Below are 23642 nucleotides of genomic sequence, written 5' to 3'. Positions count from 1 at the left end.
AGTCCTCCTAATTAATTTTACTGGGCAAGTAGGTAATCAGACCCGGAAAAGCAATCATTAAGGTGACCACCACAACGGCAGCAACTGATGCAAAAACTATGGCATAGCGGAATATTCTTTCGACCGGGTAATTGGTAGCTGCTGCTGCTGAATAAGCAGATAATCCTACCGGCGGAGTTAACAAGCCAATAGAGATTACAAAGGACGCCATCACACCAAACCAGAGGAAATCAGTTTCCATCGCCTTTAATATCGGCAGAATAACCGGTATGATTAGTACCATTACTGCAGCTGATTCAAGGAACATGCCAAAAAGATAGAAGACAAACAGGATAATTCCTAACACCAGGGTTGGATTACCCATTAGTGGCTCCACAAAAGAAAGTAAGTGGCGGGGGAACATGGAAAATGATAAAAACCTGCCAAAGATTTGCGCTCCCATTACTATCACCATAATCATCGCTGTAATCTTCACTGCATCGGTAAGTGAAGCTTTGATATCTTCAAAACCTATTCTGCGCATTACCAGCATTCCTATCAGACTAACAAAAGCACCGAGAGAACCTGCTTCTCCCGCAGTCACTATCCCGCCATAAATACCCCCGAAAATGGCTATCATCAAGATAATTACAAAAATAAACGCATAAAAACTTTGCGCCCCAATTTCTGTCTCAACTGTAGCGGCTGTCTCCTGCTCAACTGCCCCGTCACTTTGCACCAGCACTTTACCGGAGTACTCGCTGTATACGTAAAGACAGATAATGAACACTGCGATAGTAATAGCACCGGGAATAAACGCGCCCATAAACAAATTACCTATTGGTACGTTGGTTAAAGAACCATAAATAATCATAATAATACTTGGCGGTATAATAGCCGATAACGATCCTGCCACCGCAGTCAACGCGATGGAAAAATCTTTCTTATACCCGTACTTTTCCAGTTCGGGGGAAGCCAGTGTAGCTAGTGCTGCCGCTGCGGCAGCACCGGAGCCTGTCACAGCACCTAAAACACCGCCCAGCACTAATGTACCGGAGCCTAACAGAAAACGACTACCTCCGCTCAACTTGTGCGCTACTAAAAACAGGTCTTCTACCACTTTTCCCCGCATCAGAAACTGTGCCATGAGCAAATAAAGGGGAATGATAGATAGGGAATAAGTAGATACTGTATAAAATACATCCGGCCCAATAATTCCTTTGAACATATGCGGGCCTTCCCATAGAAGTACGCCGACGAGTCCTGCCCCAAAAAGTGCTGATGCTACATTCTGCCCAAATGTTAAAAAAGCAGCAAACCAAATAAAGAAGATGGAAATAATAATGGTTTCATTCAAGCGCTATCACCCTTTTTTAGAAATTTACTCTGGTTCTTAAGTATTTGCGTCCCCGAATCTATATTTATATGGGCAACGACAAATATACGGCACATTAGGGAAGTGCGGGGGCCAAATGTCAGCCCCCGCCACTTAAGAAGTTTATCTTCTTATAAGCCCAGCAGCTCACTTACACCGTCCGGCAGGGTGCCTCCCTCTTCCAAGATAAGTTGCGCCCATAGCTTAGCAGCTGCTTCTGCGGGATGACCTTCTTTTTCAACCGCAGCTATCCATCTTTCCCAAGTCTTGGTAGCTGCTTGAGTGAAATGTCCCTGAACAGCCGGGTCAAGGTCGGATATATCCTCGAACACCGCGCCCTTTGCCTTTGATTCTTCTATTTGCGCTACATCCAAAGAGGTAATGTACTTAGCGTTCTTCAGCGCCTGCTCCCTTGCCACCCTGTCCCACGTTTCTTGAACGTCTGCAGGCAGCGCATCCCAAGTTTCCTTGGTCAGCGTCAGGTAACTTTCCCAGTGTCCCATGTTAATACCGACAATGGTATATTCCACCAGCTCTTGAAAACCGTATGACTGCCAATCTCCAATGGAGGAAATCAGACCATCCAGAGTTCCTTTGCTTATTGCCTCATAAGCATCTGCGGAAGGCATGTACACAGGGGTGAGCCCTAGATTTTCCACAGCCATCATTGCCAGTGTCGAGCCCGCCCGGATCGGTACTCCCGAGAAATCATTAATAGTATTGAACTCTTTACCAGCGGTAGAAAGTGCATATTTCTCTGTTGCTCCTAACGGCCAGGCAACAAGACCTTTTGAGGTAAATTCATAATCATAAAAACTTTGGCCGTCCTTCAAATCCACATCGCTGTCCATCAGTTTTTGGAAAGCCTTAGTCACCATCGTAGAATCACTGTTCAAAAGCGGCAGCTGCGTCACATCGCTTAAGGGGAATAATCCCTCATGGTAAGGAGCAAGGAATGGTGCAGCCACATCAATAGTGCCGCCCTTTAATGCGTCCAATTCCCGGCCGACCTTTACCAATTCGCCTGCATAATAACGGTCAAACTCAATATTCGTTTCTTTTTCTATCTCATCAGCAAAATTGTCCATATAGTTGCCAACCCAGAAGTGAACCTGTCCCAATCCAGACGAAAGCCGCAACTCAATTGGTTCCACTTCAGCAGGCTGCCCTTCATCAGTTGAACCTGTAGTCTCTTGCTTACCAGTATTCACCTGCTTATCCGAGGATCCGCCACAACCACTTACCGCTACCAAGGCCAGTATAAACATCAGGATTAAAATGCCCCAAGATAACTTTTTCTTCACTTATACATACCTCCCAAAATTTATTTACAATCAAACGTGCTTTACGGTTTGTATCTTAGTTGGCTTTTCAGAACCTTTCCCCCAGGATTACGAGGCAACTCTGCAAGTATCTCAACGAACTTCGGCACTTTGTATTCGGCTAAATTCGACGCTACGAATGCCCTAATTTCTTCATCATCCACTTGTTGGTCCGGTTTCGGAACTATTACCGCTTTTACCTCCTCCCCGAAGACCTCATCAGGAACACCTACAATAGCGACTTCGAGAACTTTCGGATGTCTGTACAGGACTTCCTCAACTTCCACTGAGAATATCTTTTCACCTCCTCTGTTAATCATGTCTTTCTTCCTGTCCATGATGTAGATATAGCATTCATCATCCATTTTGGCAATGTCACCAGAGTGCCAATATCCATTCGTAAAATTCTGAATATTCGCATCGTTATTTTTCCAATATCCGGGTATAACGATGGGCCCCTTAATCCATAATTCACCCGCAGTACCTCTAGGCACTTCCTCACCTGTTTCATCCACTACTTTGCACTCTGCAACGGGTACCGGTTTGCCCACTGATTCGCTCATGTTGAGAGCAACATCCGGCGTTAACAATGTGGTTGGTCCCGACGACGTTTCCGTTGCTCCATAAGCATTAAACAACCTAATTCCCGGAAGTAGTGCCGACAGTTCCTTGATGGTAGCCGGAGCCATGGGCGCCCCACCATAAGCAGCAATCTTGAACTTTGGCAATTTATATTCTGGATTTGCTCTCATATAATTTACCAGAAACACATAGATGGTCGGGACAACTATGATATAACTAATTCTTTCGTCATCCATCAATTTAGTAAATAAATCGGTCTTGTACCTGGTCATCAGTACCACCGTACCGCCGGCATAGATTATATGCAGCAGTTGGGCGATAAAACCGGTCACGTGGAACAGCGGCACACAGATTAAAGTTCGCTCTTCATGGGTTGTTTCCATGATATTGTTATAGTTCATCATGCTGTGGATCATGTTTAGATGTGTTCCCACAGCCCCTTTAGGAATTCCCGTTGTCCCGGAAGTATACATGATAAAAGCAGCGTCGTCTTCATTAACATTAACTTCAGATTCCTCGAAATTCAAATAATTTGACATCAGCTTAAACGGCACCGCATTATTGACGCGAGTATCCGATGTAACTACCACATGCTTCAACAGCGGTAACTCCGGCATGATTGGTTCGACAACTTCCTTCAACAGTTCCGGTTCCGCAATCAACACGCTGGTCTCCGAATTACTAAGTACATATTTGACTTCCGCCGACCCAAATCTGGCATTAACCGGTACCACTACCGCACCTAATTTGGCCGCTGCATAGACGCCAATGCAAAACTCAATGCAATTATTGGTAAATAATGCAATCCGATCCCCATGCTCAACATCCCATTCTTGACTCAAAAACGCCGCCGTATTTCTGCATAACTGAGTAAATCCTTTGTAAGTCAATCTGGTCTTGCCAAAAACGATAGCTTCTTTATGAGCAAAATTGTTTTCAGTGTTCACCAGTGTCTCCCACAAAGTACGCGGGCGGTCTTTGAAAACTAATACCTCTCTCTCAAAGTGGCTTTCCCTGACAATCTGCACATCTAAACCCATTGACTATCCTCCCTCACCCAATTAAATTAGTTTTTCAAACTATCAATACCTGCAATCTTAGTTGCCAATTTTTCCTTGTAGCCCAGGTTACCCTGTCTTAACATAAATACCCGCTGAGCCTGGGGCGAACCCGCACCGTGCATCGCTTCTACCAGCGCCGTACCACTGGATAGACATTCAATCAACCGGTGAACCCTGAGGCGCGCTTCCGTGGGAACCCCATCCACTCCGACCAGATACTTGTCAATCAGTCCGCCGATTTCCGGATGTCTAAAGTCCTCCTCCGCCGGTTGGGTAGCCAGGATGCCGCCGCCGATGTCCTGAGCGATTCTGCCTATTTCGTATACAAGCCTGGTAGTATTTTGTTTGGTAACGTTGGCAAGTAAAATATTGGTCAAGTAGGCGCCGGACGCAGTTTTGTGTCCTTCGGAAGAACAGGCGATGGAACCGGAATACAGCGTTTCCACTAGGTGGATCATTTCCACTAATTTATCTTTGATGTGGGACGCAGTTTCAACACCGTTATATTTGGCGGTCAAGTACGTAGCGCCAATCAACACGTCAGCAATGCCGCCCTTGCAGGCACCATAGTTTTGCCGGTGGGATGCGGCAAAAATCTCCACGAATTTGCCGGCGAAATCAGTTTCTCCGTGCATGTAGACACTTTCCCAGGGTACGAAGACATTATCAAAAACAGCTATACATTCGCCGCCAACCGTAGCAAACTGAGCATTTCCTTTGTCTATTTCACCCTGCTCGGTCTTTCTGGTATCGTTACTCTGTCTGCCAAAGATGTAAGTCACCCCTGGAGTATCCACGGGCATTGAGAAAACTACCGCATAATCTTTTTCATCGTCCTTAAGGGCTGCAGTAGGGAATACCAGTACTTCATGGGCCCCGGTGACCCCGGTGAGGTGAGCCTTGGCACCTTTAACTACAATCCCGTCTTCTCTTTCCTCTACCACATGCAGATAAAGGTCCGGGTCTTTTTGTTTGCTGGGCTTAAGCGCCCGGTTTCCCTTTACATCGGTCATCGCACCGATAACTACAATGTTCTCATCCTGAACCTTTTGTATATATTTGTTAAAGCGCTCATGATAATTGGTGCCGTACTTCTGGTCAATATCATAGGTGACAATGTGGCCAGTATTCAGCGAATCCATTCCTGCACAGCGCTGGATGCAGCAGGCAGTCTTTTGATTTATCATGCGCAGCATCTTCACTTTTTTCAGTAAGTCCTCGACACTTTGATGGATATGATTGAAACGACTAATCTTCTTGCTGGTTAGGTGAGATTCTGCCAGCATCAAATCTTCGGTAGTAGGGTCTAAAGAAAACTCATAGGTGGCAGCTACCGCATTGACATGGGGTACAAAAAGCGGATGATCCACAACATCGCTAATTTTTTCGCCAAACGCCCAAATCTCGGTATTTAACTGCCGCAGACTATCGCGGTACTCCTCTGGTGTCCTGATACTCATCTTTTATTCCTCCTTAAAATTTTGGTTTTCTTTTTTCAAAAAATGCAGTCCTACCCTCAGCGTGTTCTGCGCCGAAAATACATACCGCCTGGCCGGCTTCCTCCAAATCCAGTGTAGCTTCTAGCCCCACCTGAACGGCTAATTCGAAATTAGCTTTTGTCAGCGCCAGTGCCTTTGCCGGCCTGGCTGCAATCTTGGTGGCAAGCTGCTTTGCTTCCTCGAGCGCGGTGTCATTCGCAAGCACCCTGGCCACCAGCCCCAGCTTATAAGCTTCTGCAGAATCAAAGGTTTCTCCCGAGAAAGTCAGCTCTTTTGCTTTTTGAATGCCAATCAGCCTGGACACCAGGTAACTTGCCCCGCAATCGGGCACCAAGCCAACATTCAAAAAGGGAATCGCAAATTTTGCACCTTCTGCGGCGTAAATCATGTCGCATGCAGCCGCCAAGCTAAGACCCGCTCCAACAGCATAGCCTTCCACCAAAGCTATGGTCACCTTTGATGATTGGTGGATTTTTCTTATTAAGGTATGGACATCCGCCACATATTCCTTTGCTGCCACCGGATCGCCAATCTTTGAAAGTTCCCCCAAGTCTCCACCGGTAGAAAAAGCACGCTGGTTTCCTTTTATGACAATCACCCTGACGTCAGACTGCGCTGCTGCAGTTAACTCCAGTTTGAGGCTCTCTCTCACCTCGGTGCAGAGACTATTTAAGGTCTTGGGATAGTCAATTTCAATGATACCTAGATTTCCTTCTTTAACAAAACTTACACATGTCACGGATTATCCCACCTCTATTTATTTAGTATGATCATAGAACCCTTTGCCCGACTTGACCCCGTAGTGACCCGCCTCAACCAGTTTGGTAAGAATAGGGCATGGGAAATATTTAGGATCCCCATAACCTTCATACATCACCTCAAACACGGACAACAACGTATCCAACCCGATAAAATCTGATAACTCCAAGGGGCCCATGGGATGGCCCATGGCCATTTTCATGCCCTTATCGATATCTTCAGCTGTTCCTTGCCCCTCCATATAACAATAAAAAGCTTCATTAAGTAGCGGAAGCAGCATTCTATTCAAAAGAAATGCCGGGAAATCCTTGGCCACTACCGTTTCCTTGCCAATCACATCAACAATTCTTTTAGCGGCGTTGAGAGTATCTTCTGAAGTCTGAATACCTGGAATTATCTCTACTATCCGCATGGTTTGTACCGGATTAAAAAAATGAGTGCCGATAAATACTTCAGGCCTCGAAGTAACGGCCGCAAGTTTAGTTATGGAAATGGAAGAAGTATTGGTCGCCAGGATTGCATCCGCTTTCAGTAGTCTGTCTAACTCCTTTAAGATACTCTCCTTTATACTGACATTTTCTGTCGCAGCCTCAACAACCAAATCAGCCTGCGCTACCTCCTCCAATGTTGTTACCGGATGCAACTTGGCCAGTACTTCGTTCTGCCGCTCCTCACTCATCCTCCCTTTAGCTACTTTCTTGCTCAGGTTCTTCTTAATCTTTGCCATGCCTTTCTGCACCAGGTCTTCATTCAGATCCCGCATAAATGTCTTCATGCCGGCTTCGGCAAAAACCTGGGCAATACCGTGACCCATAGCTCCCGCCCCAACCACAAAGACTGTTTCTAATGACTGCATTCTTTATCCCCCTTTTTCGTAAACTCAGTTGTATTAAAATTGCAAATATTGTGCCAATTGTTTTCACACGTTATTGCAGCGTCTTGGCTGTATACTTTTCGTAACAAGTGCAATTCGTATACATACAGTTTTCTTAATTTTCTAAAAATAGAACCAATTTGACGGCTTTATGGGTTGGCAGATAACTTGCAGTAGTATTATCAAGTACAATATAGGTAATTGCGAAATTCAAAATTTAACGTAGGCAGCTAATCAGAAAGTTTAATAAAGAGGACAGAAAATTTTAAGCAGAGGTTGGACAGAAAAAATTCGGCACAAATAACCGCAAGTATTTTGCGGGTTGAAAGAGCAAGTATAAAGGATTTGCTAAGCCAAAAGAGGTTTAAGGCTTCTGATGAGTTCGTGTTTATGGAGTTTGTCTGCAAGAATAACGGTAAGCAGTTGAGTAATTCCTGCAAGGAGTAAGTCAGCCTTAATGGTTAAAGCATTTGTAGTTTTTCTGTTGGCGACGCCAAAATTGGATTTAAAGTGTTGAATGGTTTGCTCAATAACGCAACGATTTTTGTAGATATCAATCCATTCAGGGGTGTCTCTAATAATGCCAGGATAAAGTCTTAAGTCTTTTTCAGGATAGGTATAAAACATTCTACCAGAAGGAGAGTCGGAGCAAGGATGTTCACATAAAGTAATGCGTTTAGAACCTTTCCACTTCATTTTTGGGCAAACCCATTTATCTCTAACAACGCCACTCCTTAAGGGCGCTTTACCTTCATATTTCATGGGTAAAGAAGAATCTAACGGACACAGAGGTTGTCCAGATTCGTTGAACCCGGGTTCAGGGAGGTTCTTAGAACCTCGTTCGTTCAGAGGAATGACTGTTTTTAAAAAGTGACAATCCTTCAATAAAAAGTTATAGGAATCGTTTGTATCAAAAGCAGCATCGCCAATAAACGTGCTGGGTTTAAAATGAGTATGTGTTTTAAAAAAGTCGCGCAGAACAGGTTTAAGTGCTTTAGAATCGGATAAGGATTTATCTTCATCAGGGGAATCAGACTTTTTCTCTATTGGGATTTCAGGGTGTGCATTTATAAAGTCTTCATCAAAAAAGGAAATATTTCTGACTATACCAAGGCCATTTGTGAGCATACCAAATTTATAGACATAGCAAAAATGGCCATTGATGTAAAGCTGTTTGACATTTGGATTTGATGATGCGCAGGAAGGCATAATGCCGTATGCCATTTTGTATGGGTCAACAGAAGAGTTGCCTTTGTATTGAGACTTAAGCTGCTTGATTAAGCGATTGATAAACTTAGGATTATTCTCAGTAACGTAAGCTTCAACGCCAGAGGTATCAAAGACGAGATATGAAGCAAGTTCTGAGTTAATTTGCTCACAAATAGGTTCAGTTTGATCAACAAGGTTATCAAAAAGTGTTTGAAGATGTTTAGAAAAATCTTGCTTAAATCGTGTAAATTTTGATGCATCAGGTACTTTAGAAAAACCACAGAATTCACGGATTTCCTTGGAAAAATTCAAAAAAATAATCAGAAGCGCATCTGTAGGAATAGAAAAGATTCTCTGAATGATGAGTGCATAAAGAAAAGACTCAAGCTTAAATTTTCGTTTGCGACCAAAGTGCTTGTAAAAAGCCTGATAGAAACTCAGCGAAATATACTCTGAAAGTTGAATATGCTCTTCAAGAAGCGCTAGAAACCGAGGTTTATCCTTATCAACGAAATCAAGACAACCGTCATAAATATCAGATAGGGATAATTGTTTAAATTTCACAGAATAGATCTCCTTTCTTGTTGAATGTAGATATTGCCTGTTAACTATATTTTACACAAGACAAGTGAGGAGTTCTATATAACTAAGCAAGAAAAAAGATAGAATTTGCAAGGGTTGCGGCGTTTTGCAAACGCCTATTATCAAGTACAATATTATACGAGGAGGTTAGACTATGCGTAATGTAGTAATTGTTGCCGCCAAAAGGACGCCAATCGGGGATTTTCTGGGCTCGCTCAAGTCCGTTTCGGCCGTCGACCTGGGCACCACGGTGACTAAAGCTGCCTTGCAGCAAGCAAACTTAAAACCCGATGTCATCCAGGATGTGGTTGCGGGAATGGTATATAAGGAAGGAGTTAAGGGTAATCCCGCTCGGCAGGTGCAGATAAACTGCGGCATACCGGTCGAAAGCGCTGCTGCTACCATCGATCAGCAGTGCGGTTCCAGCATGAGAGCGTTCGAAATAATTTCACAACAAATCATGCTCAACAAAATTGATACCGGTCTGGTAGTGGGTATTGAAAGCATGTCAAATGTGCCTTATCTACTCTTGAATGCCCGGGGCGGTTACCGGATGGGTCCTGGTAAATTAGAAGACGGCCTGCTCTATGATGCCCTTGTCGATGCCTTTGAAGGATATCACGTAGGCATTACAGCCGAAAACCTTGCTGAACAGTACAATATATCCAGGGAAGAACAGGATGAATTAGCCTTATCAAGTCATGCCCGCGCTCTCAAGGCAATCGAAGAAGGAAAATTCGCAAATGAGATAGTGCCGGTGGAGGTAAAAACCAAAAAAGGCACGGTAATCTTTGATACAGATGAACATCCCAGAAAAGATATCAGCATGGAAAAGCTCGCTAAACTTCCGCCCGCCTTCAAAAAAGGAGGCACCGTTACCGCAGGAAACGCTTCCGGGATCAATGACGGGGCATCAGCAATTATTCTAATGGCAGAAGAAACAGCAAAAGAAAGAGGAATAAAGCCCTTGGCGCGGTTGGTTGCCACAGCCTCTTACGGAGTTGAGCCTAAAGTGATGGGTATCGGACCCGCTTATGCCATTCCCAAAGTGCTGAAATTTGCAGGAATGAGCATGAGCGATATTGACTATTTCGAAATTAACGAAGCCTTTGCCGCTCAAGTATTGGCCTGCAACCGGGAATTAAAGATTAATATGGACCGCTTAAATGTCAATGGTTCAGGAGTAGCACTGGGACACCCAGTAGGTGCCACCGGCATCCGGCTTATCGCCTCTCTAATCTACGAAATGCAGCGGCGCCAAGACCGTCATGGAATCGCTTCACTATGTGTAGGCGGAGGTCCTGCAATGGCTACACTGGTGGAACTGCTTTAAGCCCTAACCGAAAAACTTGTTAAAGTCCAAAGGATCTAAGTAATCAATTACTTAGATCCTTTGTTTTGTAATATGCAGGTTTATTCGTAATAACCAGGCGCTTTTGTTAAGTTTTCAAAAACACTAACGTCATGCCCCGGCAGCAGTAGCCCTTCGTCACGTTCCGCTATTACTTTTAGCCTTTTTATTGAGCGATAAGCCAGAGAAGAATTCCAGGAACCAAGCGCAACCAACTCACGGTCAATATTCTCTTAAAGATAAAGTGAGTCAGCTGCTAATATTACAGTTTTCCCTGATGGTAAATCTACCACTAATGACTGATGCCCAGGACTATGTCCGTCGGTGAGAACAATTGTAACACCAGGCACCAGGACTTTATCACCTTCTATTAAATCCCATTGTAGCTCAGGATAATCAAAGTCATCTCTGAGATAACCACCTGAGTAGGCATCAGGATAGTGTCCGCAGCCTAGTTAAATGACGAAATTACATAAATTATCGCCAGATTCCATGACGGATAAAAAGGAAAAAGAAAGCCGACGGTGTAATTGACTTAAAAGAGTCGTCAAGTTACCTGTCGGCTTTAGTGATTAAAAGGTTTTCATCATCGTAGTGATCAAATTACAGTCGCCGAGGCTGTGGAGAGTGTGGGCAACACGGTTTTCGTTGTCCAAGCCTTGTGCGTCAACCTGGAGCGTAGCGGAGGGTTGTCCACATGGCGGCACTATACATAGCCTCCCTCTATAATCTTTAAATTTCTTCGTTTTTCTCCCTCATTCTTAGAAATTCATTCTTTCAAAAATGAGCTTGTTCCGCAAAGCAGGCCTCTAAATTACAGATATTCAAATATATGGAATATAAGGGTTGCCACTTATTACACTACGTCCTTGTTTTCCATATTTTGGCCATCGGAATCCACGTTTCTCACGGGGGCGCACCCTCCCATGTCTCGCTGGCTCGTAGCCTAAATTCCTTCGTTCAGCCTGCCCATGAGGTGGACGTCAGCCATGCTCCTTTGCTGGGTCTATGCCCTATGGATATTATTTCTGCTGACTTATCCGGCTCACTTTTATCAATGTCTTTCCTAATCATAAGATTGAAAACGAATAGTTTATACTTATCCATCGCACCGCTTAACTACCCTAACCAGCTGCCATGAAAGGTTGTCAAGGGTCCGCGTAGCGGAGACGTAGTCCTTGCCCTTGATAAGCTTTCTTGGCTGCGGTACACTCTCCTTGGCGGTGCAGTCTTTTATGCTGCTTGTGTCATTACTTTTGGTCTTTTAATGTCCGAAAGTAGTTTTTCGGGACTGTATTCTACGCCTTGGGTCAGCAAAGCATAGATTACTCTAATCAATTTCCCGCATAATACTATGAGTGATTGTTTCTTTCTCAGTGGATTTACGGGCCTTGTTGTGTAGTACTTATGAATCTCTTTGAACTCTTTATTCTTTGCGACCAATGGCAGTATTGCCCTGAAGAGTAATGACCTTAATCGCTTCCTGCCTCGCTTACTAATTGTACTTTGGCCTTTATGCTTGCCGGAGCTGTTTTCTCGTACGTTAAGTCCTGCAAGCTTTATGATTTGCTTTGGGTGGTTAAAACGGGATAAATCACCAGCCTCCGCAATGAAACCGGCTGCGGTTATGACCCCTACACCTTTTATCTGCAAAACTTTATCCATTCCAGGGATCAGGGACGCTAATGTCTCTAATTTCTGTTCTGTCATCTCCAACATGTTGCGTATTGCCTGATATTCCTGAAGCATGCACTCAAGTTCGTATTTTGCCATCTCTAGCCCAGCTTGTATTCCTACTGTTTCTTCTGCCATCTTTACAAGTGCTTCTGCTTTTTTAATACCTACTGCGCGTTTCACTTTCTCTCTCCAGGCCGCTAGTATCTTTTCTGCGCCAAGTTCTACTATCTCTGTTGGTGTGGGGAATTTCTCTAGTGTCATCAATGCAGCCTTGCCTTCCCAACTCTTAAATACTTGGGTAAACTCGGGAAAGTAAATGTCAAGCCATCTTTGTACGCGGTTCTTTATGGCCCACTTCTTTTGCAATTGGTTTTCCCTAATTTCATAGGCTTTTCTCATTTCTGCATAATGACCTTTGGGAAAGTATGGTATCAGATATCTCCCATCTTTCACCAGCATCGCTATGGTTCTTGGGTCTTTGCGGTCGTTTTTACTGGGCGTGTTATCATCCATTTCTTTTGACTGCTTAACGTGATACGGGTTTACTTGCACTACCATCATCTGATTGCTATCTGCATCGGCTGCAAAGGTGAACCAGTAATGTCCTGTGGGCTCCATACCCACGATAATTTTGTTTTTGCCCTCATCCCTGGCAATCTTTTCTGCCCACTCTCTAAACTGCCTAAACCCTCTTCTGTCTGCTCGAAAACTAATGACTTTGCTCAGCTCTATCCCTCGCCAATCAAATGCTCTGGCATAGTGCTTGCTCTTTGCAATGTCCACTCCAATCACTAAGGTGTTTTCGGTCACTTGCGAAATCTTGAAATTTTGGTTATACTTCATTTTGGAGTACCTCCTTTGCGAATTAAGGGTCATCGACCGGTGACACCTAGTATATTAGCAGGAGGTACTTCTTTTTTCAAAGATCATTTTTTTTGATTACAGGAATGCTCCTCGATGTAGATAAATCGACTTTAAAGAAAGGAAAGAGCCATTGCCCCCTTGTTAGCTCGCCAGCTACAGGCAAATGGCTCTCCCAAAACCTATGATAATTTTACTCGAAACCAGCGTATCTATCAAGCAATATTTAAAGAATTGGCAAAAGTATGACGGAGATATTAAGTGCCCTTTGTGCAATACATTGACACGAAGGCATACCAAATATGAACGGGAAGTAATCTCTAAGAATGAAACACATACCATAGTAATACTTCGCCGACGCTGTAAACCCTGTAACATAACCATATCTCTACTACCAAGTTTTCTAAAACCTTGGCAAAGATTTGCCAATCATTTTAGAGAGATTGCCGGCAGGTGGCATTTAACCGGCAGGTCACTTAATAGAATAACAGCCAGTCTTTCAAAAAGCGGCATTAGCCGCCGGACACTGCAGCGGTGGAAGCAAAAATTCCATAAGCAACTTAATCGGCAACTCATTCGACAGCGCCGAAAAATCGCAAATGATGATGCCACAGCAGATAGTATCCTACTACAGTACCGTAAAGGCCTTACTGCAAGAGAAGAACTTAAAATTCTTTTGTTAACTTTTAGGGAAAGCGAAAGCTATCCCACAACCAGGCAAGCTGCTTACAGCTCTTAATCTCAATCTTCCGCCACAAGATTTCTGGTAGCAAAGCCAAAACAGATGCCACGGCACTGGTAGTTTCAGGTAAAAATGCAAGCGGTTCCCTCAACATAAAATGTCTACTTAGACGGTACCGGGTTTGCCGGACACGAAGAAAAATTCTATAATTAATCTTGAAAGGACGTGTCCAGCAAATGTCTGAAAGTAAATATCATAAGAGGTTCGATCCTGAGTATAAAAAAGAAATAGTTCGCCTCGTCGAAGAACTGGGAAAATCACCTGTGAAAGTAGCCAAGGATATAGGTGTTACGGCCCAATCTGTGCGGCGCTGGGTACAGCAGTATGGAACACATGGAAGCGCTGCCTTTCCCGGTAAAGGTAAACTCCATTCTGAAGATGAGGAAATGCGTAAGCTCAAGAAACGTAATAAAGACCTTGAAGAGGAAAATGCTATTCTAAAAAAGGCTATGGGCATCTTCGCCAAAGACGGAAGATAAGGTACTTATTCATTAAGAACCATCGCTCCGAATTTTCCATCAAGAAGATGTGCGAAGTGCTTAATGTTGGCCGGAGCGCATTTTACGATTGGTTCAAGCGTCATCGCACTGAGCGAGAGGAACAAGACTTGCTTCTTTCGAAAGAAATTAAAGAAATTTTTGAGGAATCGGAGAGCACCTATGGCCATCGCCGCATCAAGAAACATTTGCGGAAAAAAAGAATTAAATGCAGTAACGATCGAATCCGACGGCTTATGAAAGAGCTCAACTTAATTCCGATTCAGAAGCAGAAATTCAAGGCTACAACCAATTCTAAGCATTCCTTTCCGGTGGCGCCTAATCTTCTTAATCAGAACTTTATGGCTGATGCTCCTTGCCAGAAGTGGGTCGGAGACATTACCTACGTTCGCACAGATGAAGGCTGGCTCTATTTAGCCACAGTGGTTGATCTATTCTCTCGCAAAGTTGTTGGCTGGGCTCTGGGTGCGCGGATGACGAAGAAATTGGTTATCGATGCTATCAATCAAGCTATACAGCATGAAAGTCCTTCGGATGAGCTCATATTCCATTCTGACAGGGGCTCACAGTATGCTTCATATGACTACCAAGACCTCTTGCGTGCTCACGGTATTCGACAGAGTATGAGTGCCAAAGGCGACTGTTATGACAATGCATGTGCTGAATCCTTTTTCGCTACGCTGAAAAAAGAACTTGTACACAGGAGGCATTTTAAGACTCGATCTCAAGCAAGTCTAGTTATTATTGAATACATGATTTCATGGTATAACTCCAAACGAATTCATAGTCATTTAGATGACCTGTCTCCGCTTCAATTTGAGCAGCAATACTATGAAAGCCTACGCTTCCCAGCAGCCTAGATCACATTAAAAATGAACTGGCCAGTAATCTTGTGAATAAGAGAGAAAACGAACGCTTTTACGTGTCCGGCTAGCCTATATCGCTCCAACTTTATCCATCGCCCTTTTCTATGTCATCATGAGATAGTTACTAAATTTATGCGCGGAAAGGAAGATAAACGATGGATGAAAGCAAGCGAAATGAGATCGCTGCCTTCCGGTTTGGCCTAATTGCCCCGGTAGTACAGCGAAACCTCCACCCCGGGGAGAGGTATGCCCTGTTACGGGACATTGCACAGAAAAGTTACACCATTCCCTACAGCGATAAGACTACCATTAGTATTCGGTCTTTAGAAAGGTATCTTCAAGCTTACGAAAGTGGAGGATTTGAAGCATTAAAGCCTCAAAAACGAGACAAAAAGGGCAGTCTTAAAAATCTTGACCCTAAGATATTAAAAAAGGCTTTAGACTTTAGGAAAGAACTCCCTAGCCGGAGTGTAGATACCATCATCCGGCTTTTAGAATTAGAAGGTCATGTGGCCCCCGGTATTATCAAAGCAAGAACCTTGTCTCGGTACTTTCAAGAACAGGGCTGGGGGAAGAAAGATTTAGAAGGTAAGGTAGCCAAAGCATTTCGACACTTTGAGCATGATGAACCCAACGATTGCTGGCAGGCAGATACCCAACATACTCTGTATCTACCCGACCCTAAAGATCCTGACAAACGTAAAAAAGCGTACTTGATAGCCATCATAGATGATCATAGTCGGCGCATTATGCACGCTGAATTCTTCTTTGAAGAACGCTATCCCCGGCTTGAACGTTGCGTTCAAAAAGCGGTGTTAAAGTTTGGAGTACCGCGAATTCTTTATGTCGACTATACCGAAGAAAAAACTATGCCGAAAAAACCCGGGAATACGCTCCATATCTGCGTTTCCAGCTGAAACTTCGGCATAGTTTGGTACTGCTATTTTGTGTTAACATCATCCTGTAATCAAACTTTTCAGGAGGTGTAGTAATGCACAAAATCAGGACGAATAACCTAAAAGAACTGACCATCGCGGTACTGACCGAAATGGAAAAAGCCCATTATTGCGACAAGTATATCCAACAAGTTAGAAGCACCTGCACACTATTGGAAAATATGGCTGACAGGATGGGCAAAGACACGCTTGACGATGAGCTTTCGCAAGCGTTTATCGACGATTCGTCGCATTTCAGAACAGGTGCGTACAGCAAATCCAGATTCAAGAGGCACAGTCGATGTATACACATTTTAAAAACATATCGTGACACAGGCATATCGGATTGGCCTTCGCTCCCCCGTGCGCCAGTTCTTGACGAGTTGACCGCACCGCAGCTCATTGAGGCCTATACTTCATTCATCCACCACATGAGGGAAGAAATTGGGCTAAATAAGAATACGATCGACGGATACAAACGCTTCGTTCATCACTTTCTTCTCTACTGTGAAGAGAACAGGTGCCGCACAACAGGGGAAATACAAAGCGGGGACGTCCCATCCTTTTTGGAAGTGCTGTGCAGGGATCGCTATCAACCCACGAGCATAGGCGCTCATCTTCCGGGCTAAAAGCTATTTTTTGAAGTGAGCGAGTCAACACGCCAACTCCTGGCGACCTTCCCCAAGGCACCAAAACGGAAAAGGGAAATCATACCCGTGCTGGGAAAATGCGAGCATGAGGCATTTACAGAGTATCTGAAAACAGCTAGCCTTTCAGCAAGGGACAGAGCTATCTGCTGGCTCGCGTTTGAAACCGGAATGCGCTCCGTGGACATATACAATTTAAAAATCACCGATATCGACTGGGCAAACGATAGAATACATGTCACGCAACAAAAGACATCGAAGCCGTTGGAACTCCCGTTGCGGGCCACATACGGCAACGCAATAGCGGATTACCTGCTGCACGAGCGCCCATCGTCAAACTCAACACAACTCTTTCTTTCCACGCAGGCTCCGTTCAGACCTCTCTCCAGCCACACCGGATACCGGGCAATCCTGTCGAACGCATTTCGCAACGCTGGTATTCTTAAACAGGGCAGAATATGTGGTACAAGGTTCACCCGCCATAACGCGGCGTCTCATATGTTAAAAAGCGGCGTCCCTCTTTACGACATATCGACCGCACTCGGCCATTGTAACCCTAACAGCGTGGATGTGTATTTAGCTACTGACGAGCATATGATGGCCCAGTGCTGCCTCCCAGTTCCTTTTGTGGAAGGGGGCGTGAGCAATGAATGACATATCTGCATCCATGGACCGTTTGGCTGAGCAATTCCTCACGTACAAAAGGGCATTGGGGGTTAAGTACGAAACAGGTGAATATTATCTAAGAAACTTTTTGACGTATGCTAAATCGAATAATCCAACTATCCAAGTCCCTGACAGGGAGCTTGTATCCGGCTGGTATGCCAGGGCGGTGGACAACCCCGGCTGCCTGTACAACATGGCAGCCGTTATTAGGGAGTTTGGTAAGTACCTTGGCATGAACGGATACGACAACGCGTATATCCTTCCGCCCAAGCGGGGTGGGAAGCTGGAACCTCATTTGCCCCATTTTTTCACAGCGACCGAGATCAGGGCATTTTTTAACTGTTGCGACAAAATCCAAAAAAGAAAGGAATGGCCTGGGAGAGAATTGGTCATCCCGGCGGTATTCCGTCTGTTATATTGTTGCGGTCTCCGGTGCAGGGAAGCGCGTATGCTTCTGCACAGTGACGTATGTCTTGACGACAAGTACATTGATATCAAAGCATCCAAAGGCCGCAGCAGGCGCATTTTCATCAGCGACGAGCTGACCGAGGTTTTATATAGATATGACAAGCGAATGTCCTGCATTATTCCTGACCGGGCATATTTCTTTCCACGAAATCAGCGCGAACCATACAAAGAAAGCTTTATCTCTGCAAATTTCAACAGAATTTGGAGGGGGGCACTCCCACATTTTCGCTCGCCAATCAAGCCTCGCGCATTTGATTTTCGACATCACTTCGCATATGCAAACCTGAACCGCTGGGCTGAGCAAGGCAAAGACGTCAATGTAATGTTGGCGTTCTTGATGAGGTATATGGGGCACGCCCATATTCAGAGTACACTGTACTATTTCCATTTTGTGCCCGAATATTTTGGTGCCTTCTCGCAAAAAGCGCGAGCTTTGGAATCCCTTGTGCCGGAGGTGCCACATGAAGAACAGAGCTGAAGACAACGCTTTCTTTTGGAGCATTGCGGCTGAGTTTCTTAACAACTATCTACCAGACATCAGGAGGGCAAGTGCCAACACTGTAGCATCCTACAGGAATTGCCTAAACCGTTATATTGATTACCTTGAGTCAGAGAAGGGCGCCAAGCGCAAAGACATCAGCTTTAAGATGCTTGATAGGGAAAACATCAAGGGATACATGTTGTGGATGCACAAAACCGCGCAACTAGCCCCAAAAACCTGCAACCTTAGGCTGACGGCATTGCGCTCCCTTTTGGAATACGCATCACAGGAATGTATAGATATCATGCCTATCTGCATAAGTTCAGGCACGATCAAAGGGATAAGGCTGACGCAGGCGCCCATTGAATTCTTCGAACGTGAAGCCATGTCTGCTTTGATGGCAGCACCGGACACACATAAAAAGCTAGAACGTAGAAACCAGATGCTGCTCATTTTTTTGTACGACACCGCAGCGCGGGTTTCGGAAGCACTAAAGGTAAGGTTGTGCGACCTGCACATGGATGCGTCCATACCCCATGTGACATTCTTTGGTAAAGGCCGGAAATACAGGAATGTCCCTCTGATGGATAGCACGCTGGCACATCTAAAGCGCTATCTTCGAGAGTTTCATGGATCAGAGTATGAAAGCACTGACGCGCCATTATTTTATGCTAAGACGCACGGGAAAGCGCATGGGCTATCCATTGACACCCCTGAAAAAATGATAAAAAGATATGCAAAAAAGTTGTCGGATACATGCCTGTCAATGCCGGGAAACGTTCACTGCCATATGATCAGAAAAACCAGAGCCATGCATCTGTACCAGGAAGGTGTCCCACTGACCCATATACAGCAGCTTTTAGGACATGAGGTTCTCTCCACGACGTCAGGTTTTTATGCTTTCGCTACGCTGGAGACGCTTTCGAAGTCGTTGGAAAGGGCGAACCCTTCTGACATGGAAAAATCATGGAAAAGCAAAGAGTATTCAGAGAGACTTTACAAACTATAGCCAAACTATGCCGAAATTTCAGCTGGAAACGCAGATATGGAGCGTATTCCCGGGTTTTTTCGGCATAGTTTTTTCTTCGGTATAGTCGACACTATTCCGAATTCGGAATAGTGTCGATAATGGTTCGGTTTACAGTGCTAAGCAGTTCCAGGTAATCTGTGCCCATATGGGCACAAAACTTTTGCACGCAAGGCCCTACAGTCCAGAGTCAAAAGGCAAGGTAGAAAAATTCTTCAGATACGTTGATTCAAGCTTCACCAACGAGGCCAATCTGTTGATTAATCACGGAAAGCTTTTCGATTTAAAACAGCTTAATACCTATCTTCGCTCCTGGCTTGAAACTTACGATAACCGAGTCCACCGCAGCACCAAACAGACACCAAAACAAAGGTATGAAGAAAATACCTCCCATATCCGTCATCTGACACCGAACGAACTTAAGAAATCTTTCTCTGGGAGGGAGAACGGACAGTACGTAAAACCTCGGTGATTGAGGTAGAAGGTAACCTTTATGAGGTAGATTCGTTCCTACGCGGCAAAAGAATTCAGATACGCTATAACCCTTTTGATTTATCCCTGATCCGTGTCTACAAAGACGGCACGCGCTATGACGATGCTAAGGCAGCTGTAATTAACAACAAGCGTCACCCAAAGATGCCCGATGAATTAGAGGAGCAATCGCCGGGTTTTATCTCTAGTTATTTAGAAAACCTCAAAAAAGAGCAGGAAGAAAAACAGCGAAAAGAGCTTGGCACCACCAGCTTCGTAAAGCTTGAAGATAAGACCTGGGGTGAGACACCATGTTAGACTTTTTTGGTATGAAGACAGTCCCTTTCACCCGGGAAATTGATACTAACCAATGCTTCGTTTCTCTAAGCCACAAGGAAGCAAAAGCCCGCCTGGAGTATACAGTGAAGAACCGGCTGGTGTTTCTTTTAACTGGAGAGCCGGGTATGGGGAAAACCACCATTGTCCGTTCCCTTTTGCATAAGCTTGACACCATGCATTACCGCTATGAATACATCTGTGACTCGTCGCTGACACCAAAGCTATTTTACAGAGAAATTTTAGAGCGTTTCGGGGTACCTTGTTCCACGAGGCCTACAGAAATGAAGCGTCAGTACCGGACTTTGATGCTTGATATGTATGAACAGGACAAGAAAGTTCCAGTAATTGTCCTAGATGAAGCGCATCGTTTTTCAGAAACCATGCTTGAAGAAATTCGATTTCTACTAAACTTTAAAGAAGATTCTATGTCTCCATTGGCACTGGTTTTGATAGGCCAGACAACACTAAGAAACCAGCTCAAAGTGCGGCATTTAGAGGCTATTGATCAGCGGATACAGGTTAGATTCCAGATGGGAGCTTTAAGTGAAAAGGAGACGGAGGAGTTTATCAGGCATCAAGAAAAGATATCTGAAACGCCAAGTGATATCTTCTCCGGGGAAGCTATCCAGGCCATCTACAACTATACCCAAGGGGTTCCCCGTAAAATCAATACCCTGGCTAGTCAGGCCCTTTTAGATGCCTATATTCAGGGTGAAAAAATTGTGGGCGAGGCTCATGTTAATCGAGTGATAAATGAACTCTGATATTACTGACAACAAAAGTGGCAAACCGGTAATGCCAGTGGCAGTGTGGGTGACCGTACTTACGCTGCCACGTCAGTGCCGCTGGCTAGGCATCCGACATTTAGGTTGGCTGCGAACAGGATAGTATGCATATCGGTATTCAGCTTTCTGCACTAAAATTCTTGCCTGCGGGAAAAATCTTATTCCTCCGGCGTGATCAAAGTGAAGATGCGAGAGAACCACATGAGTTATCTCTTTAGGCTTAATTCCTACTCGAGCCAACATTTGTTCAGGATGATTTTCTTCCGAAATTTTTGGAACAAAAACTTTTGCTAAAGAGCCCCATATGGCTTGCGGGTCATTTGTTGCAACCCGCGGATCACAACCACTGTCGAAAAGGATATTATACTATCAGTCTGAATTAAAAATATTGGTACCGGGGTACTTAACCATCGCTCGGCCCTGCGAGCACTAACTGGAACACGGTTCTGGTCGATTTCTATTGAACCTCCGTCTAAAATAAAAAGTCGATTAACTGCAGTCCTAGGCATTGTTATTTACACTCCCGAATGTCTGACGTAAATTATTTTTTAACACCTTCCCCGAAGGATTGCGAGGTAAAGAATTAAGAAATTCTACTTTACGCGGCCGTTTATAACCAGCAATTTTACCTCTACAGAACCCGATAATTTCGTTTTCGTCGGTAGAATGTCCCGGCTTTGGCACCACAACAGCTCATTGCAATCTCCAATGCTATAATTTGGGATACCTTTTTTGCGCAAAGCTTCCACTAGAGCATTACCATTAGATTTTCTGGCGTAAGCAATAACAACAGTATCCGCCTCAATAGTCTTTTCATCACCCTGGGAATCAGTAACAGCGACCCCGTCATCTTCCATCCTAACTGCTGAGGTATTAAGAAGAACCTCTACTTTTTCATCACCTAGATACTCTTGCAGTTCACTGCGCCTTATTGGATAAATATAATCTGCGGCGCCCGCTTCCAAATTTTCCTCGATTACCGTGACCGCATGGCCTTCTCTCGCAATAGACACTGCCGCCTCCGCACCCTCTGCACCACCAATAACCACTACTTTTTTACCCAGTGCCCCCTGCTTATTAATATAATCATAAACATGTACCACATTAGGAAGCTGTACTCCGGGAATAGCGGGATAGGCCGGCTCGGAATCAGTGGCAAGAATCACTGCATCAACATTCATAGTTTCTACATCTTCAGGGGAAATCTCTTTGTTCATGATTACGGTAACCCCTGCCCTATCAAGTTCTTGTTTCTGCCAGGGTAAAGCATTACGAAGATCTCTGGTATTCAAATATGGTATGGCTGACGCCGTTAAAACTAAACCTCCTAACGAGTCGCTTTTCTCGTACAATGTGACATTATGCCCTCGGTACGCTAGACCCCGGGCACTCTCCATGCCAGCGGGTCCTCCTCCAATCACCGCTATATCCTTTGGATCTTTGGTAGACATTAAACCAGCCCACGCCTCGTCTTCTCGACCGTAATCAAAGTTAACAGCACAGCGAATTTTTCTTTGAGCGAAAAGCCTATCGGCACAACCCACATCACAACCAATACATTTACGAATATCGCCCCGGCGGCCTTCTTGCATCTTACGTGGGAAATCAGGGTCTGCAATTATGGCCCGTGCTAGACCAACTAGGTCTACACTTCCGTCCGCAACCACTTTTTCAGCCAGAATAGGATCATTAATCCGACCACGTCCTATCACTGGAATATCCAAAATTTCCGTAATCTCCCGGGTAATGGGTATGCGCCCGCCCCCGACCAATAAATAGGCTCCACATTATGGGTCACTGTTTCGGCAACCGAGAAACTCACACTAATAGCATTTATTCCTAGATCTTCAAGCCCCTTAGCGATTTGTTTACCCATTGGTAAAGTTATGCCCTTATCGCCGACATACTCATCAACAGATAGCCTTACAATTAACGGATAATCACTACCACATCTTGCCCGACTTAATTCTATTAGTTCTTTTATGAATGTAAACCGCTGACCGTACTTGTGGAACGGTGGTTGGTGTAAGGTGATAGAAACTGCTGTAATAGAAACCCATGGGCTGCATGCAGCTCCACAATATCAAAACCTGCCTCATAAGCTCTCCAAACTGCGTCAGCATAGTCTTGGACAAGTTCTTCACATTCCTTAGTGCTTAATTCCTTGACAGCAGCAGCTCCATCATCAGTATAACCCTCAAAAACTCCTTGTGCGGAAGTACTTGGCGCTATGGGTGTAGTACCTGTGACCCAAGAATTTGCCTTGGCGTCCACCATGCATTAATTGAATGCTGGCCTTGGCTCCCCCTTCGTGAATAGCCTCAGCTAGCAGATTCAATCCTATAATGTGCTTATCAGACCATGCGCGTGCATCCCCCAAAAAGCATTTCCATCTGGCCTGATATATGTGGCTTCAACTGTGACCAATCCTGCTCCGCCCTCAGCCCTTCGGCGATAACAAGAAACCATTTGAGGTGTAACTTTTCCCTCATCAGTTGCAAAGTTCTGCACCACCGGCAAAGCTACAATTCGATTTTTTAATGTCACCTTACCAATTTGTATCGGTTCAAAGACCTTTCCCATAGTC

The 23642-nt window shown here is 44.7% G+C and carries 21 protein-coding genes and 2 pseudogenes; 10 read left to right on the top strand and 13 right to left on the bottom strand.

The annotated features are described in order from the left end of the window. Positions 1-7 precede the first annotated feature (7 nt). From MFMK1_RS10820 to MFMK1_RS10790, 7 genes are all read right to left on the bottom strand, one after another. Positions 8-1336, bottom strand: a complete 1329-nt coding sequence (locus MFMK1_RS10820) for a TRAP transporter large permease subunit (RefSeq protein ID WP_366921720.1) — start codon at positions 1334-1336, stop codon at positions 8-10. A gap of 149 nt (positions 1337-1485) precedes the next feature. After that, complete coding sequence (locus MFMK1_RS10815) at positions 1486-2658, bottom strand: TRAP transporter substrate-binding protein (RefSeq protein WP_366921719.1); 1173 nt, start codon at positions 2656-2658, stop codon at positions 1486-1488. A gap of 41 nt (positions 2659-2699) precedes the next feature. Next, a complete protein-coding gene (locus MFMK1_RS10810; RefSeq protein ID WP_366921718.1) occupies positions 2700-4298 on the bottom strand; it encodes a class I adenylate-forming enzyme family protein in 1599 nt (532 codons plus the stop codon). 26 nt (positions 4299-4324) lie between these two features. Next, positions 4325-5779: a 4-hydroxyphenylacetate 3-hydroxylase family protein gene (locus MFMK1_RS10805; RefSeq protein ID WP_366921717.1), complete on the bottom strand. Its 1455-nt coding sequence runs from the start codon at positions 5777-5779 to the stop codon at positions 4325-4327. Positions 5780-5792: 13 nt separating this feature from the next. Beyond that, positions 5793-6557 carry an enoyl-CoA hydratase/isomerase family protein gene (locus tag MFMK1_RS10800; protein WP_366921716.1) on the bottom strand — a complete coding sequence of 255 codons (765 nt, stop codon included), beginning with the start codon at positions 6555-6557 and terminating at the stop codon, positions 5793-5795. Between the two features lie 18 nt (positions 6558-6575). Beyond that, positions 6576-7433, bottom strand: a complete 858-nt coding sequence (locus MFMK1_RS10795; protein WP_366921715.1) for a 3-hydroxyacyl-CoA dehydrogenase family protein — start codon at positions 7431-7433, stop codon at positions 6576-6578. Between the two features lie 366 nt (positions 7434-7799). Beyond that, positions 7800-9233 (bottom strand): transposase, encoded by a 1434-nt coding sequence (locus tag MFMK1_RS10790; protein ID WP_428846297.1) that lies wholly within the window; start codon positions 9231-9233, stop codon positions 7800-7802. Positions 9234-9396: 163 nt separating this feature from the next. Between MFMK1_RS10790 and MFMK1_RS10785 the strand changes: the two genes are divergently transcribed. Beyond that, positions 9397-10575 carry a thiolase family protein gene (locus MFMK1_RS10785; protein WP_366921714.1) on the top strand — a complete coding sequence of 393 codons (1179 nt, stop codon included), beginning with the start codon at positions 9397-9399 and terminating at the stop codon, positions 10573-10575. A 1251-nt stretch (positions 10576-11826) separates the two neighbouring features. Here MFMK1_RS10785 and MFMK1_RS10780 read toward each other — a convergent pair. Continuing rightward, positions 11827-13113 (bottom strand): IS110 family RNA-guided transposase, encoded by a 1287-nt coding sequence (locus MFMK1_RS10780; protein WP_366921713.1) that lies wholly within the window; start codon positions 13111-13113, stop codon positions 11827-11829. 286 nt (positions 13114-13399) lie between these two features. Here MFMK1_RS10780 and MFMK1_RS10775 point away from each other — a divergent pair, with 286 nt between their 5' ends. From MFMK1_RS10775 to MFMK1_RS10735, 9 genes and pseudogenes are all read left to right on the top strand, one after another. Continuing rightward, on the top strand, positions 13400-13870 hold the full coding sequence (locus MFMK1_RS10775; RefSeq protein ID WP_366921712.1) for a DUF6431 domain-containing protein: 471 nt from the start codon (positions 13400-13402) through the stop codon (positions 13868-13870). Between the two features lie 179 nt (positions 13871-14049). Further along, positions 14050-15230, top strand: a protein-coding gene (locus MFMK1_RS10770; RefSeq protein WP_366921711.1) for an IS3 family transposase whose coding sequence is annotated in 2 segments (ribosomal slippage) — positions 14050-14323 and positions 14323-15230 — 1182 coding nt in all. Because the reading frame shifts where the segments join, the coding sequence is not laid out codon by codon here. Between the two features lie 161 nt (positions 15231-15391). Continuing rightward, positions 15392-16087, top strand: a pseudogene (locus tag MFMK1_RS10765) (transposase family protein); the annotation flags it as partial. Positions 16088-16227: 140 nt separating this feature from the next. Then, entirely contained in the window at positions 16228-16800 is a 573-nt protein-coding gene (locus tag MFMK1_RS10760) for a hypothetical protein (protein ID WP_366921709.1), read from the top strand. Positions 16801-16815: 15 nt separating this feature from the next. Beyond that, on the top strand, positions 16816-17472 hold the full coding sequence (locus MFMK1_RS10755; protein WP_366921708.1) for a tyrosine-type recombinase/integrase: 657 nt from the start codon (positions 16816-16818) through the stop codon (positions 17470-17472). Continuing rightward, the gene (locus MFMK1_RS10750; protein ID WP_366921707.1) at positions 17465-18430 is read left to right on the top strand and encodes a tyrosine-type recombinase/integrase; all 966 of its coding nucleotides are present in this window, start codon (positions 17465-17467) and stop codon (positions 18428-18430) included. The genes MFMK1_RS10755 and MFMK1_RS10750 overlap by 8 nt, the downstream gene beginning before the upstream one ends. Beyond that, positions 18414-19442, top strand: coding sequence for a tyrosine-type recombinase/integrase (locus MFMK1_RS10745; RefSeq protein ID WP_366921706.1), 1029 nt, complete (start codon positions 18414-18416; stop codon positions 19440-19442). Before MFMK1_RS10750 ends, MFMK1_RS10745 begins: the two co-directional genes overlap by 17 nt. Positions 19443-19928: 486 nt before the next feature. Continuing rightward, positions 19929-20249: a Mu transposase C-terminal domain-containing protein gene (locus tag MFMK1_RS10740; protein WP_366921705.1), complete on the top strand. Its 321-nt coding sequence runs from the start codon at positions 19929-19931 to the stop codon at positions 20247-20249. Further along, a complete protein-coding gene (locus tag MFMK1_RS10735; protein WP_366921704.1) occupies positions 20243-21034 on the top strand; it encodes an ExeA family protein in 792 nt (263 codons plus the stop codon). Before MFMK1_RS10740 ends, MFMK1_RS10735 begins: the two co-directional genes overlap by 7 nt. 72 nt (positions 21035-21106) lie before the next feature. On the opposite strand, the gene MFMK1_RS10730 is transcribed toward MFMK1_RS10735, so the two are convergent. The 5 genes and pseudogenes from MFMK1_RS10730 to MFMK1_RS10710 form a co-directional block, all read right to left on the bottom strand. Continuing rightward, positions 21107-21361, bottom strand: coding sequence for an MBL fold metallo-hydrolase (locus tag MFMK1_RS10730; protein ID WP_366924927.1), 255 nt, complete (start codon positions 21359-21361; stop codon positions 21107-21109). A gap of 195 nt (positions 21362-21556) precedes the next feature. Further along, complete coding sequence (locus tag MFMK1_RS10725; RefSeq protein ID WP_366924926.1) at positions 21557-21700, bottom strand: hypothetical protein; 144 nt, start codon at positions 21698-21700, stop codon at positions 21557-21559. Further along, a complete protein-coding gene (locus MFMK1_RS10720; protein ID WP_366921703.1) occupies positions 21649-22827 on the bottom strand; it encodes an FAD-dependent oxidoreductase in 1179 nt (392 codons plus the stop codon). Before MFMK1_RS10720 ends, MFMK1_RS10725 begins: the two co-directional genes overlap by 52 nt. Positions 22828-23035: 208 nt before the next feature. Next, positions 23036-23332: an oxidoreductase gene (locus MFMK1_RS10715; protein ID WP_366921702.1), complete on the bottom strand. Its 297-nt coding sequence runs from the start codon at positions 23330-23332 to the stop codon at positions 23036-23038. Continuing rightward, positions 23253-23638 (bottom strand): annotated as a pseudogene (locus tag MFMK1_RS10710) (oxidoreductase). The gene MFMK1_RS10715 and the pseudogene MFMK1_RS10710 overlap by 80 nt, the downstream one beginning before the upstream one ends. Between the last annotated feature and the right edge of the window lie 4 nt (positions 23639-23642).

The organism is Metallumcola ferriviriculae, from assembly GCF_035573695.1.
Taxonomy (GTDB): Bacteria; Bacillota; JADQBR01; order JADQBR01; family JADQBR01; genus Metallumcola; species Metallumcola ferriviriculae.
The sequence above is the reverse complement of the archived record's forward strand: the minus strand, read 5'-3'. Positions and strand labels throughout refer to the sequence as shown.